Genomic DNA, 12716 nt, shown 5'->3' with positions numbered 1-12716 from the left:
TCCGGTTTCAGGCCTCGGCGGTCAGCGACCAGGCGCCGCCGCTGCGCTGGAAGCGCTCGGTGTGCGAGACTTCGAAGCTGCCGGTGCCGTCCACCCAGCTGTAACGCTGCACCTCCACCTTGTCGTGCTCGACGCGGATGACGTTGAAGGAATTCGATTCGCCCCGCCCGCGCGTCGACGTGGCCGTTCCCGCCTGCACCATCAAGGCCGCGTAGCCGCTGATCTCGTAGCGCTGCGCGGTGTTGTGCGCGTGGCTCACGTGCAGATGCCCCGCCAGCAGCAAGTCCACCCCGCATTCGGCGAACGCCCGCATCGCCAGCGGCGCGCGGTTGACCAGGTCGCCCTCGTCGAGCGTGTCCGGCATGTCGAACGGATGATGGGTGACAACGATGCGCGTCAGGTGCGGATCCACCGCGCTCATGCGGCGATGTATCTGGTCGATCTGCTCGCGGTTGATACGCCCGTCCTTGAAGGTCAGCGAGCGCGCGGTGTTGATGCCCAACACGGCGATCTCGTCGTCCACATATTCCGGCGTCAAATCCAGCGTGACGTAGCGCGTGTACTTGCGCAGCGGCGCCAGGAAGCGGCTGGCGACGTTGTACAGCGGGATGTCGTGGTTGCCCGGCACCACGATCTGCGGCCCCGGCAGGGTGTCCAGGAAGGCCCGCGCCGCCTGGAACTCCTCGGTGCGGGCGCGCTGCGTCAGGTCGCCGGACACCACCACCACGTCCGGCGCCAGGCTGGCGGTCACCGCTTGCAGCGGCCTCAGTAAATCGTGGTCGACGCGGCCGAAATGCAGGTCGGATAAATGGACGATGGTACGCATGCTGCCCTCCTAGTCCGGAACGATGACGCTCAACGCCCCCGCCCGCGAGCGGTAGCACAGCGGCGGCTTCATCAGCGAGACTTCGCCGTCGGTGGCGACACGCATGTGATGATGCCGCGTCTCGATGATCAGCTCCGACGCCGACAGCACGTCGAAATCGCGCTCCTGTCCCAGCTTGCCCAGCATGGCATGCAGGCCATAGCGCAGCAGCCCCAACCGCGACGGCTTCTGCGCCACATACAAACACAGCTTGCCGCTATCGAGCCCGGCGCGCGCGCCCAGCGTCCGGCCCTGCAGGTATTCGTTGTTGCCGATGAAGACGAAGGGCGTGCGGCGCAGATGCTCCTCGCCGTTGATCTTCAGCCGCACGCTCATGAACGGAAAGCGCCGCAGCGCCGCGAACAGCGCGCGCCCGAACGCCGGCCACTTGCTGCGGCCCAGATGACGCTGCTGCTGCTCGCGGTCGCGCACGATGTCGGGATAGATGCCCAGGCCCGAGTTGTTGAGGAAGATGCGGCCATTGACCTCGCCCACGTCCACCGCGCACGCCCTGCCCTCCACCACGTTGGCCACGGCCGCGTCCAGTTCCAGCGGGATCTTCATATCCTTGGCGAAGTGGTTCAGCGTGCCCAGCGGCAGCACGCCGAGCCGGGTCGCCGTGCCGACCAGCGCCGAGGCCACCGCGTTGATGGTGCCGTCGCCGCCGCCCGCCACCACCACCGGCGCGCCCTCGGCCACGGCCCGCTCGGCGCGCGCGATCATCTCCGCGCCGCTCTTGGCCAGCGTGATGTCGGGCTCGACGCCGTGGCGGCGGAATTTCTCCATCAGCGCGGCGGTCCAGCCGCCGCAGTAGCCCTGCCCCGCGCTGGCGTTGACGATGACGACGATGCTGTTCAGTGGATTCTCCATAAACGGTTTATAAGGTTTTGGCTTCGCGCCGGCGGCGCAGCGTCGAGATCGCCGTGATGCAGACCGCCAGCCACGCCACGCTCTCGGCCATCGCCGCCAGCACGTCGCTCAGGTAATGCGCGCCCAGATAGACGCGGCTCAAGGCCACCAACAATATCATCATGGCACAGGCCGCCGCCGCGCCCAAGCGCACATGCCAATGCGGCCGGGCGATCATCACATAGCTCGCCAGCAGGCCGTAGAACAAGGTCGCCACCGACGCATGACCGCTGGGGAAGCTGTACGTCGCCAGGCTCACCAGCGGCTCATCGAACACCGGCCGCACGCGCTGGAAGTGATATTTCAACGCCACATTCAATATCGCGCCGGTGGGCACGGCCACCAGCAGCGCCAGCAGCCAGTAGCGCGCCCGCACGCGCCAGAAATACCAGCCCAGCGCCGCCACCAGCACCACCATGCCGACGCCGGTATGCACCAGCGACACGCCCAGCATGAAGCTGGTCAGCGGCTCGAAGGCGCGCGCATGGAACCAGTGCGCCACCTGCGCGTCCAGCACGGTGATTGCCTCCTTGCCCATCACATCCTCGGCCAGTTCGCCGAAAATCGCCACGGACACCAGCAGCAGGACCAGCCCGGCGGTCAGATGCAGGCCGAATTCGCCTCCCGGCGACAGTCTTGCTTCAATGAAACGGATGAATTTGCTGAAAATTTGGTGCTCCAAGGCTCCTAGCCGTTCAAGTTGTTGGAAAAATCACGAAAAAACGAATTTACTGTTTATTTGCACAGTACCTGTTTATTCATACAGTAGTTATGCTATTCTGAACTCCTCGTTAAACACTACTCCTCCAAAAGGAAACGTCATGACTACACTGCATAGCAGCTTTAGCTCCCGCTTCGGTCTCGAATACATGCCGACCTCGTTCCTGGTGCGCATGGGCAAACGCGAACTGCTGGTGTGCCGTGACTTCCGCAAGCGCTACTACGCGGTGAACCCGATCATGGAATGCGACACCGGCGTGCAGGCAGGCCATCTGGAAGTATTGATGTTCCGCCGCTGGCTGTTGATCCTGTCGAAGGCTCACTAATGGTTGCCGGTGCCAGTTGCCCGATCCAGTCGCAAGACAGGCCGGCCGACGCCGCTGCCTCGCTCGCGCTCCTCACCTGGGTTTGGCAACTGGCGTACCGTCATCAAACAGATTCGCCTCGTACCACAGCGTCACAAACAGCACCATCACAACAGGACCGATAAACAGTCCGACCAGGCCCAGGGTCTCGACCCCGCCCAGGATACCGAACAGTACGGCCAGGAACGGCAGCCGCGTGGCGTTGCCGATCATGCCCGGCCGTACGAAGTGGTCCGCCACGAACAGCACGATCGTGCCCCACACCGCCACCGCGATGGCGGCCGGCACCGCGCCGTTGAACACCAGCACCGCCGCCGCGCTGACAAAAGCCACCGGCGCACCGAATGGAATGATCGCCAGGATGCCCGTCACCGCCGCCCACAGAGCGGGGGACGGCAGGCCTGCGATCGCGTAGCCGATGCCGATCAACACGCCTTCCGCCAGGCCCACCAGCACCAGGCCGTTGACGGTGGCGCGGATCGCCGTCGGGATTTTTTCAGCGTAGCGCGCCCAGCGCTGCTCGCTGAAGCAATGACTGCCGATGGCGGTGATCTGGCGATTCAGCGCCTCGCCGTCCTTGTAGAAGAAGAACAGGCACAAGAAGGCCAGGCCGAAATCGACCAGGCGATGCATGAAGCCCACGCCGGCCATCTTGATCATGTCGCTGGCCGAATGCAGGCCGTTGATTTCGCGCTCGGACAGCAAATGCGACAGCCCGTGCGGCTGGCTCAGCGTGGCCTGCCACCAGTCGCTGATCCACTCGCCCACCATGGGCAGGTGCTGGACGAAGGCCGGCACCGGGATGCCGTCGGTGTTGGCGCTGACCACGTAGTTGGCCAGTTCCGGCGCCTGCTTGGCGGCCTGCGCCACGCCCAGCGACACGGGGATGATGAACACGGCGGCGCAAATCAGGGTCAGCGCGGCGGCGGCCAGCACGTCGCGGCGGCCGAAGCGCGCGCGGATGCGCTTATACAGCGGCCATGTCGCCACGCACAGGATGCCGGCCCACACCAGCGGCAGGAAGAAGCGATGCATGATGAATGCCGCCAGTGCGATCAAGGTCAGGGAAAAGCCGGCACTGAGGATATCGCGCTGGGTTTCGGTCATCGGAGTATCTCCTGGTAAATATTGGGGGCTATGGTAAGCGCATTTGGCTCGGCCGCACACGCTGGCGCAAAGTTTTAATTATTTTCTAAGCATGTTTCGACGCATGCTCGCAGCAAGTGCGCAAGAAATCCCGCAGCTGCAGCACCGTCGGCGTGATCTGCGCGCGATGCATGCACAGCATGTTGAGCGGCGCCGGTTCACCCAGTATCTCCGGCATCAGGATCTGCAGGCGCCCGCTGCGGATATCGTCCGCCAGGTCCAGCCGCGACTTGTAGGCGATGCCCAGGCCAGCCACCGCCCAGCGCCGCACCACGTCGGCGTCGTCGGCGCTGCGGTTGCCGCTGACGTGCAGGGCCAGCGGCTCGGCTGCGGCGTCGCGCTGGAAGGTCCAGCGGTCGTGCACCACTTCGTCCACCATGAAGCGCAGGCAGTTGTGGCGTAGCAGCTCGTTCAGGTCCTTGAGCCTGCCGTGCTGGCGGATGTAGTCCGGCGAGGCCACCAGCACGCGGCGGTTGTCCGGCGCCAGCGGAAGCGCCACCAGGCTGGAATCGTCCTGCCGGCCGTAGCGAATGGCGAGATCGACCGGTTGCCGGTACATGTCCGACACGCGGTCGCTGATGCTGAGCTGGAAGCTGACCTTGGGATAGTGCGCCTGGAACAGGTCCAGCCAGCCCACCAGCATGTTGCGGCCCAGGTCGGACGGCATCGAGATCTTCAGCGTGCCGCCCAGCGTTTCCTGGCCCTGGATCAGCGCGTCGTGGCCTTCCTTCAGCAGGCGCAGCGCCTCGCGCGCGTTGCCCAGGTAATGCTCGCCCTCCTCCGTCAGCCGCAGCGAGCGCGTGGTGCGGGCGAACAGCCGCAGCCCCAGCTCCCCCTCCAGCCGCTTGACAGCGGCGCTGGCCAAGGCCGGCGAGATCTCCAGCTCGCGCGCGGCGGCCGACAAGCTGCCCCGGTCTGCCGTGCGGACAAAGACCGTCAAATCATCCAGTCGCAGCACTATCTTCATTCCTTTGAAAGTGTTTCGCTATTTAGCCTCTTTTTCAAGGCCGCGAAATAAATGATGATACTCCCATCCTCAATCGACCGGAGCATTCCATGAAAGCCGTTGCCTACCGCAAGTCCCTCCCCATCACCCACGACGAGGCCCTGATCGACATCGAGTTGCCGGCGCCGCAAGCGGCCGGCCACGACCTGCTGGTCGAGGTGAAGGCCATCTCGGTCAATCCGGTGGACGTCAAGATCCGCGCCAACATGGCGCCGGCCGAAGGCGACAGCAAGGTCATCGGCTGGGACGCGGCCGGCGTGGTCAAGGCCGTCGGCCCGGACGTCACGCTGTTCCAGCCGGGCGACGAGGTCTGGTACGCCGGCGCGCTGATGCGCCCCGGCACCAACAGCGAACTGCACCTGGTGGACGAGCGCATCGTCGGCCACAAGCCGCGCAAGCTTGACTTCGGCCAGGCCGTCGCGCTGCCGCTGACCGCCATCACCGCATGGGAACTGCTGTTCGAACGCCTGGAAGTGAGCCGCGACAAGGGCGCGTCCGGCCAATCGCTGCTGGTGATCGGCGCGGCCGGCGGGGTCGGTTCCATCCTGGTGCAGCTGGCGCGCCAGCTGACCGGCCTGACCGTGATCGGCACCGCCTCGCGCCCCGACACGGCAGCCTGGGTCCGGGAACTGGGCGCCCACCACGTCGTCGACCACACCAAGCCGCTGAACGAGGAGATCGCCCGCCTCGGCCTGCCGCCGGTGAACTACGTCGCCAGCCTGAACCAGACCGACCAGCACTGGAACGCCATCGCCGAGCTGGTCGCGCCGCAAGGCAAGGTCGCGCTGATCGACGACCCCGCCGCCATCGACGTGCGCCTGCTGAAGCGCAAGAGCGTCTCGCTGCATTGGGAGTTCATGTTCACCCGTTCGATGTTCGCCACGGCGGACATGCAGAAGCAGCACCAGCTGCTGAACGATGTGGCCACGCTGGTCGATACCGGCGTCATCAAGACCACGCTGGCCGAACGCTACGGCAAGATCAACGCGGCCAACCTGAAGCGCGCGCATGCCCTCATCGAGAGCAACCGCGCCAAGGGCAAGATCGTGCTGGAAGGCTTTTAAACGGCCGGCGCTTCACCGGTGCGGGCGCGCTCCAGCGCCTGGCGCGCGCGCAGCATGGCCAGCGCCGCGTTGTCGTGCTCGGCCAGCGCATCCTGCATGGTGCAGGCGGACACGCACGAACTCTCCAGTATCTGCAGGAACTGCGCCTGCCGCCGCCGCAGGCCCGGCGACTGGTAGCCCAGCTGGTCGAACATGCGGCCGATGTCGAGGCAGTGGCTGCGCAGCTCCCACATGGTGTTCTTGGTGACTTCGATATCGTTGCGCATGCTGAGGTCGACGTCGATCAATTCCAGCTGCGCCGCGCCCTCGCCCGCGTAGGCGCGGATGGCCGGCAGCCACTGCTCGAACTTGCCGGCGATGCGCTGGATGCGGACGATCTTCTGGTCCAGCGTGCGGCAATAGTGCCAGCACAGCCAGCATACCGGCAGCCGCGCCAGGACGCGTGGCAAGCCGACCGATTGCAGGGTGCGTTCAAGTTTCCTGACGGCGTCGAGCAAACGACGCGTGCTGTCGCTGACGGGAGGGGAAGACATGTTGGATGCTCCTGTAGGAATTCAGGAACACAGTAGCTGCCGCATCAAACCTCGCGTTTGATGCGGCGTAAAGTCCACGCAGATTTATTCGGCCTTGCGGAACATGGCCTTGATGCCGCGGAGTCCCTGTCGTATCCGCGCCTCATTTTCGATCAGCGCGAAGCGCACATACTCGTCGCCGTAGTCGCCGAAGCCGATGCCGGGCGACACGCACACCTTGGCCTCGGCCAGCAGCAGCTTGGAGAACTCCAGCGAGCCCAGGTGGCGATACTGCTCCGGGATGCGCGCCCAGATGTACATCGACGCCTTCGGCTTGTCGACCGGCCAGCCGGCCTCGCACAAGCCCTTGTGCAGCACGTCGCGGCGGCTCTGGTACATCGCGCAGATCTCGCTCACGCAGCTCTGGTCGCCTTCCAGCGCGGCGATCGCCGCCACCTGCACCGGCGTGAAGCTGCCGTAGTCGTGGTAGCTCTTGATGCGCGCCAGCGCCGCCACCAGCTCCTTGTTGCCGACCATGAAGCCGATGCGCCAGCCCGCCATGTTGTAGCTCTTGGACATGGTGAAGAATTCCACCGCCACGTCGCGCGCGCCGGGCACTTGCATGATGGATGGCGCCTTCCAGCCGTCGAAGGTGATGTCGGCGTAGGCCAGGTCGTGCACCACCAGGATGTTGTGCTGCTTGGCCAGCGCCACCACGCGCTCGAAGAATTCCAGCTCCACGCACTGCGCGGTCGGGTTGGACGGGAAGCCGAGGATCATCATCTTCGGCTTGGGATAGCTCTCGCGCACCGCGCGCTCCAGCTCGTCGAAGAAGTCGACGCCGGGCGTCATCCGCACCGAGCGGATGTTCGCGCCGGCGATCACCGCGCCCCAGATGTGGATCGGGTAGCTGGGATTGGGCACCAGCACCGTGTCTCCCTGGTCCAGCGTGGCGAGCATCAGGTGCGCCAGGCCCTCCTTGGAGCCGATGGTGACGATGGCTTCCGAGTCGGGATCGAAATCGACCTCGTAGCGGTTCTTGTACCACTTGGTGATCGCGCGCCGCAGGCGCGGTATGCCCTTGGAGGCCGAATAGCCGTGCGTGTCGGGACGCTGCACGGTGTCGACCAGTTTTTCGACGATGTGGGCCGGCGTGGCGCCATCGGGATTCCCCATCGACATGTCGATGATGTCTTCGCCGCGACGGCGCGCCGCGAGCTTGAGCTCGGCGGTGACATTGAAAACGTAGGGAGGCAGGCGATCGATGCGCGAAAAGCTGCGCGGAGTTTGGGTGTCAGTCATGGATGTCTCACGTAAGCGCCCGGAACCGTCCGAGCGACGTCGATGCAATGTTGCATCGGCATCCATACTAGCCGAAGGCTTCGGCTTTTTGCAATACCCTTTTTACGCGCTGGCTTGTTTTTCCTGGTCGCTGTACCACTCGAACAGGATCAGGCCGACGATGGAGGCGATCGGCAACAGGAACAGGCAGACCAACACCCACAGCACCGGCGAACGGCCCAGCCGCTGCGCGGACATGCCGATGAACACCAGGTGCACGACCAGACTGACCGCGATGCCGAGGCCGGTCAGGATGATCAACGGCACCGAGCCGAGTATGTACTTGTTCAGCGGCGGCAGGAAGGCGGCCACGCACAGCACCCACGCGATCAGCGAGACGGTGGCGGCGGCGATCGGTTGTTGTGCTCGGGCGATTTGCATAAGGGTCTCCTCCAGTAAGCGGCTATGCTGCCACGAACTAGTCATAAATGCAACGCGGGCGTATTCAGCTTCAACGCAAAGAGGTCAGCGCCGAGGCCAGCACGATGCTGGCGATGGCCAGCCATTGGGTCGGCGTCAGATGTTCGCCCAGCACCACGAAGCCGGCCAGCGCGCTGAGCGCCGGCGCGGCGCTGCTGAACATGCTGAAGGTGCGCGACGACAGCGTACGCATCGACAGCATCTCCAGCGTGTACGGCAAAGCGCTGGACATCACCGCGATCGCCAGGCCGATCAGCAGGTACGCCGGCGTCAGCAGCGCCGCGCCGCCGTACCAGCCGCCGATCGGCACGATGAACAGCGACGCCGCCAGCATCGCCCACGCCACCGACTGCCCGCCATGCATCACCGACACCCGCTTGCCGTACACGATGTACAAGGCCCAGCACACCGCCGCGCCAGCCGCGTACATCACGCCGACCGGATCGAGCTGGTCGACCTTGCCATGGATCGGCAGCAGGAAATACAAGCCCACCGCGGCCAGGCAGACCGCGGCGAAATCGCGCGGCCGGCGCGACGACAGCACCGCCACCGTCAACGGCCCGGCCACTTCGATCGCCACCGCGATGCCCAGCGGGATGCGGTCGAAGGAGCGGTAGATCAGCAGGTTCATCAGGCCGATCACGCTGCCGTAGATCGCCACGTTGACACCCTGCGCCCACGTCAGCGGCGTGCGCCACGGGCGGAAGATCAGCAGCATCAGCACCGCCGCGATGCCGACCCGGTAGGCCGTCACGCCTTCGACACCGACCAGCGGGAACAGATGCTTGGCCATCGCCGCGCCGAAGTTCAGTGACAGCTGGCTGGCCAGCAGCGCAAACCCCGCCAGCAGCGCACTGCCGCCCGCATGTTGTTTAGTATCGGTCATCCTATTTTGCCGACAGGCCAAGCTTCAGCGCGACCGGCTTGCCCGCGCCGCCCTCCACCGGTTCCGGCCCGGTGCCCAGCGCGGCGGCGGCATCGACGCCCTCGCCCTTCAGCGCGGCCAGGATCGCAGCCGAACGCTTCGCGCCCAACTGCTGCAAAGCGTCCGCCGGCAGCGGCTGCTTCTGCTCCAGGCGTTCCTGCAGCTTGGCGTAGAAGGCCGTCGCGTCCGCCACTTGCGGCTCGCCCTGCACCAGCTTGCCCAGGCGCTGCAGCATCGGCAGTTTCTTTTGCGCCGCATCGGCAGCGGCCGCATCGGTGCCGGCGGCAGGACCGGCGGCGGCTTCGGCGGCCTTCTTCTGCTTGTCCAGCTCGGCCGCGCCGAAGCGCTCGGCGTACAGGTCGCGCACCGCGCCGCGCACCTTGCGCTGGCCCATGTCCAGCGGTCCCGGCTGTTCGCCCGCCGCCAGCTTGATGTCGGCGCGCGCCAGCACCACGCGGCGCAAGGCTTGCGCGCGCAGGGCCGCGCCGTCGGCCTGTTCGCTGTACTGGCCCGGCACCGACAACTTCAGCTGCGCCTTCTTCGCCAGGATCTGCGCCACCTGCTTGAGCTTCTCGCGCTCCGGCGGCAGCACCGTGTCGCTGCCCGGATCGAAGTCGATGGACTCCAGCTTGTCGCCGCTGATGCCGAACAGGCTGCCCAACGCGCGGAACGGCGAGGTGACGATCTTGCTCATGATGTTGCCGATCGCCTTCCACACCACCGAGCCGTAGCTGAACTGCGGATCGTTCATGTTGCCCGAGACCGGCACGCCGAGGTCGATGCGGCCGTCGCTGTCCTTCAGGATGGCCAGCGCCAGTTCCAGCGGCAGCTTGAGCGCGTCCGGGCTGTCGATGCGTTCGCCCAGGGTCAGGTTGTCGAGCACGATGTGGTTGTTGCCTTCCAACTGGCCCTTGGCGACCTTGTACTCCAGGTCCAGCGAGATCTTGCCCTGCGCGATCTTGTAGCCGGCGAACTTCATGCTGTACGGCGAGGCCGACACCATGTCGACGTTCTTGAACACCACGTTGATGTCGGTGTTGTCGGCCGGGACGAAGGGGTTGAGCTTGCCGCGTATGCGCGCCAGGCCGTAGTCGTCGACGCGGCCGTCCAGTTCGATCTGGCTGCTGGCGTCGCGCTTGGACGACAGGCCGGTGATCACGCCACCCAGCTCATAAATCTTGGCGCCGAACTGCGGCCGCAAGCTCAGGTCGGTGAAGGCCAGCTTGGCATTCTCGAAGCGCACGCGGCGCACCTTCACCGGGAACGGCTCGGCGGCCGGCGCGGCCGGGGCAGGCTTGGCGGCGGGCGCCGGCTGCGTCACCAGCAGGCGCTGGGCGTTGAAGCTGCGGTCGTTCTCGATGATGAGGGTGGCGTCCGGCTCGATGACGCGCAGCTCGGCCACATCCAGCAGATCCGGCGACAGACCGAAGGCCAGCTTGTCGGCGCGCACCGATCTCCAGTGCGCGAAGCGGTCGTTGTCTTCCTCGTTGAGCGCGAGCTCGGCGACTTCCAGCGAACCATCGTAGCGCAGGCCGGGGTCGGCCTTGCCGCCGGCGCCGGTGTGCAAGCGGCCTTGGCCCGAAATGCTGCCGTCGGCGATCTTCAGCTTGACGTACTTGGACAGCAGCGGCTGCACCGGCGCGATCGCCAGCTTGGTCAGCTTGAGGTCGGTATCGACCGCGCCGGTGGACGGCACCACCTTGCCCTTGGCCGTCAACTGCCCGCCCTCGCGCAGCGCGACCGCACCATCGAACGCCAGCGGCTTCTTCAGGTCGGTGCTGGCGTCGGTCAGCTTGAGGTTGAAGTCTTGCAGATTGCCCTTGATGCCGCTGCTCGCGTCATCGTAGCGCGCGCCGAATTTGTTGAACTCGACGGTCTTGATGTTGGCGGTCCATGGCGCTGAAGCCGGCGCATCCTTGGCCGGCGGCTGCGCGCCGCTGCCCGCTTTCGGGAAGGTGTCCAGGAACCGGAATCGGCCCTTGCTGTCGCGCGACAGGTCCAGCTGGCCGCCATCGAAGTGCAGACGGCCAAGGCTGGCGCGGTGCGCGGCCAAGTCGATCTCGCCGCCTTCGAAGCCCAGTTGCGCCAGCTTAAGCGGCGTCATCGCGCCGCTGCTCAGCGCCAGGTTGTCGACCGAGAAAGCTGCATCGGCGATGTTCAGCTTGAGGCCTTCGGCGGTAGGCTCGGCCTGCATTTGCAGGTTCAGCTTCAATTTGTCCGCGTTGAATTTCAGCGCAGGGCTGACAGTTTCATCCACCGCCGCCACGGCGATATCGTCCAGCGCGAGCTGCTTGAGCTGGACTTTCCAGTTACCCGCAGGCGCGGGCTTGGCCGCGGCCGCTGCCACAGACGCTGACTTGGCCGCAGCCGCCGGTGCGGGCCCGGCCACTGTGGCAGGCGCGGGCTTCGCAGGCGCGGCAGGCACCATCAGGTTCGCCACATCCAGCTCGCCCTTGGCATCGCGGCGCACCGCCAGCGTGCCGCCATTGACATGCAGGCCGCCGACCGTCACGGTGCGCTTGAGCAGATCCACGCCCACATCGCTGACATCGAACTGCTTCAACTTGACGAACGCCTCGGCCGCGCCATCGCGCTTGACCACCAGATCGTTCAACGCCAGGCCGGCGCCGGACAGATTGGCCTCCAGCTGCCCATCCTTGTACGCGAACTTGTACGGCAACTTGGCCGACAAGCGCCCATCCACCACCGCCACCCGCGCAAACGACTTCAGATACGTCGACATCCCCGGCAGCGCCACGGCATCGAGCGTCAACACGCCGCTGCCGCCGATCGGATTGAGCGCGTTCGTGCCCTTCCAGCGCAGCTTGCCGCCCAGGCCTGCGTCCGCGCTCAGCGCGTAGTCGCCGTTCTCATCGGGCAGCGTGCTCAGATTGTTCAGTGTGAACGCGATAGGCGCAAAGGTATCGTTGTAGCCGGCATGACGGTCATGCATATCGACCTTGCCCTGCTCCAGCGCGAAATGCTCGATGATCAGGCGCGGCATGCCGCTGTCGCTGTCGTCGTGCTTGCGCTTGTTGAGCGTCTCGACGAACTCGGCGATATTGAACTTGCCATCCGGCGCGATGGCCAGCTGCACCGTCGGCGCAACGATGCGGATATCGGCGAAACTCCAGGCGCGGCGCAGCAGCGAGCGCCACTGCATCTCCACCTCCAGCGCACCAACGCCGAACAAGGGCGCGCCGTTGGCCTCGGTCAGCTGGAATTGCTGCACGGCCAGCCGCAACGTGAAGGGATTGAAGCTGACCTCACCGATGCTGGCCTTGCGTTCCAGCTCGGTCTCGACAAACTTTGGAAGCTGGCTCTTGATCGCATAAGGCAACAGCCAGCCACCCGCCAGCGCGTACACGCCCACCGCGCCGGCCACGCCCACGCCCCATCGCTTCCATCGTTTGTTCAAAGCCTGCAAACTATTCCCCTGAAAA

Annotated in this window: 12 protein-coding genes; 2 read left to right on the top strand and 10 right to left on the bottom strand. The window is 65.6% G+C overall.

Features of this window, described 5'->3' with window-relative positions:
• Window positions 1-7 precede the first annotated feature (7 nt).
• From HUX88_RS09800 to HUX88_RS09790, 3 genes are read right to left on the bottom strand one after another with little or no spacing between them, the layout of a single operon-like run.
• Window positions 8-826: a metallophosphoesterase gene (locus HUX88_RS09800; protein ID WP_176361648.1), complete on the bottom strand. Its 819-nt coding sequence runs from the start codon at window positions 824-826 to the stop codon at window positions 8-10.
• A 9-nt stretch (window positions 827-835) separates the two neighbouring features.
• Window positions 836-1735: a diacylglycerol kinase family protein gene (locus tag HUX88_RS09795; RefSeq protein ID WP_176361647.1), complete on the bottom strand. Its 900-nt coding sequence runs from the start codon at window positions 1733-1735 to the stop codon at window positions 836-838.
• Window positions 1736-1742: 7 nt separating this feature from the next.
• A complete protein-coding gene (locus HUX88_RS09790; protein WP_176361646.1) occupies window positions 1743-2456 on the bottom strand; it encodes a phosphatase PAP2 family protein in 714 nt (237 codons plus the stop codon).
• Between the two features lie 139 nt (window positions 2457-2595).
• Here HUX88_RS09790 and HUX88_RS09785 point away from each other — a divergent pair, with 139 nt between their 5' ends.
• Window positions 2596-2820, top strand: coding sequence for a hypothetical protein (locus HUX88_RS09785; RefSeq protein ID WP_117015194.1), 225 nt, complete (start codon window positions 2596-2598; stop codon window positions 2818-2820).
• A gap of 72 nt (window positions 2821-2892) precedes the next feature.
• Here the strand turns inward: HUX88_RS09785 and HUX88_RS09780 are convergent, their stop codons facing one another.
• On the bottom strand, window positions 2893-3966 hold the full coding sequence (locus HUX88_RS09780) for an AI-2E family transporter (RefSeq protein WP_117015195.1): 1074 nt from the start codon (window positions 3964-3966) through the stop codon (window positions 2893-2895).
• A gap of 85 nt (window positions 3967-4051) precedes the next feature.
• A complete protein-coding gene (locus tag HUX88_RS09775; RefSeq protein WP_176361645.1) occupies window positions 4052-4972 on the bottom strand; it encodes a LysR family transcriptional regulator in 921 nt (306 codons plus the stop codon).
• Window positions 4973-5061: 89 nt separating this feature from the next.
• On the opposite strand from HUX88_RS09775, the gene HUX88_RS09770 reads away from it, so the two are divergent.
• Window positions 5062-6075 (top strand): zinc-binding alcohol dehydrogenase family protein, encoded by a 1014-nt coding sequence (locus tag HUX88_RS09770; protein WP_176361644.1) that lies wholly within the window; start codon window positions 5062-5064, stop codon window positions 6073-6075.
• Here the strand turns inward: HUX88_RS09770 and HUX88_RS09765 are convergent.
• The 5 genes from HUX88_RS09765 to HUX88_RS09745 all read right to left on the bottom strand — a co-directional run bounded on the left by HUX88_RS09765 (window position 6072) and on the right by HUX88_RS09745 (window position 12691).
• On the bottom strand, window positions 6072-6608 hold the full coding sequence (locus HUX88_RS09765) for a hypothetical protein (protein ID WP_117015198.1): 537 nt from the start codon (window positions 6606-6608) through the stop codon (window positions 6072-6074). The two genes, HUX88_RS09770 and HUX88_RS09765, sit on opposite strands and share 4 nt — an antisense overlap.
• An 84-nt stretch (window positions 6609-6692) precedes the next feature.
• The gene (gene alaC, locus HUX88_RS09760) at window positions 6693-7889 is read right to left on the bottom strand and encodes an alanine transaminase (RefSeq protein ID WP_117015199.1); all 1197 of its coding nucleotides are present in this window, start codon (window positions 7887-7889) and stop codon (window positions 6693-6695) included.
• Between the two features lie 102 nt (window positions 7890-7991).
• Window positions 7992-8309 carry a hypothetical protein gene (locus HUX88_RS09755; protein WP_117015200.1) on the bottom strand — a complete coding sequence of 106 codons (318 nt, stop codon included), beginning with the start codon at window positions 8307-8309 and terminating at the stop codon, window positions 7992-7994.
• Between the two features lie 70 nt (window positions 8310-8379).
• Entirely contained in the window at window positions 8380-9234 is an 855-nt protein-coding gene (locus tag HUX88_RS09750; RefSeq protein ID WP_176361643.1) for a DMT family transporter, read from the bottom strand.
• A 1-nt stretch (window position 9235) separates the two neighbouring features.
• Window positions 9236-12691, bottom strand: a complete 3456-nt coding sequence (locus HUX88_RS09745; RefSeq protein WP_229219274.1) for a DUF748 domain-containing protein — start codon at window positions 12689-12691, stop codon at window positions 9236-9238.
• Window positions 12692-12716 lie beyond the last annotated feature (25 nt).

The sequence above is a fragment of the Duganella sp. BJB1802 genome (assembly GCF_013369445.1).
GTDB classification, from domain to species: Bacteria; Pseudomonadota; Gammaproteobacteria; order Burkholderiales; family Burkholderiaceae_D; genus Rugamonas; species Rugamonas vulcania_A.
The sequence above is the reverse complement of the archived record's forward strand: the minus strand, read 5'-3'. Positions and strand labels throughout refer to the sequence as shown.

What these genes read in the sequence shown, in the direction of transcription:
- HUX88_RS09800 (WP_176361648.1), bottom strand. Translation starts at nt 826, where the DNA reads ATGCGTACCATCGTCCATTTATCCGACCTGCATTTCGGCCGCGTCGAC.
- HUX88_RS09795 (WP_176361647.1), bottom strand. Translation starts at nt 1,735, where the DNA reads ATGGAGAATCCACTGAACAGCATCGTCGTCATCGTCAACGCCAGCGCG.
- HUX88_RS09785 (WP_117015194.1), top strand. Translation starts at nt 2,596, where the DNA reads ATGACTACACTGCATAGCAGCTTTAGCTCCCGCTTCGGTCTCGAATAC.
- HUX88_RS09780 (WP_117015195.1), bottom strand. Translation starts at nt 3,966, where the DNA reads ATGACCGAAACCCAGCGCGATATCCTCAGTGCCGGCTTTTCCCTGACC.
- HUX88_RS09775 (WP_176361645.1), bottom strand. Translation starts at nt 4,972, where the DNA reads ATGAAGATAGTGCTGCGACTGGATGATTTGACGGTCTTTGTCCGCACG.
- HUX88_RS09770 (WP_176361644.1), top strand. Translation starts at nt 5,062, where the DNA reads ATGAAAGCCGTTGCCTACCGCAAGTCCCTCCCCATCACCCACGACGAG.
- HUX88_RS09765 (WP_117015198.1), bottom strand. Translation starts at nt 6,608, where the DNA reads ATGTCTTCCCCTCCCGTCAGCGACAGCACGCGTCGTTTGCTCGACGCC.
- alaC (WP_117015199.1), bottom strand. Translation starts at nt 7,889, where the DNA reads ATGACTGACACCCAAACTCCGCGCAGCTTTTCGCGCATCGATCGCCTG.
- HUX88_RS09755 (WP_117015200.1), bottom strand. Translation starts at nt 8,309, where the DNA reads ATGCAAATCGCCCGAGCACAACAACCGATCGCCGCCGCCACCGTCTCG.
- HUX88_RS09750 (WP_176361643.1), bottom strand. Translation starts at nt 9,234, where the DNA reads ATGACCGATACTAAACAACATGCGGGCGGCAGTGCGCTGCTGGCGGGG.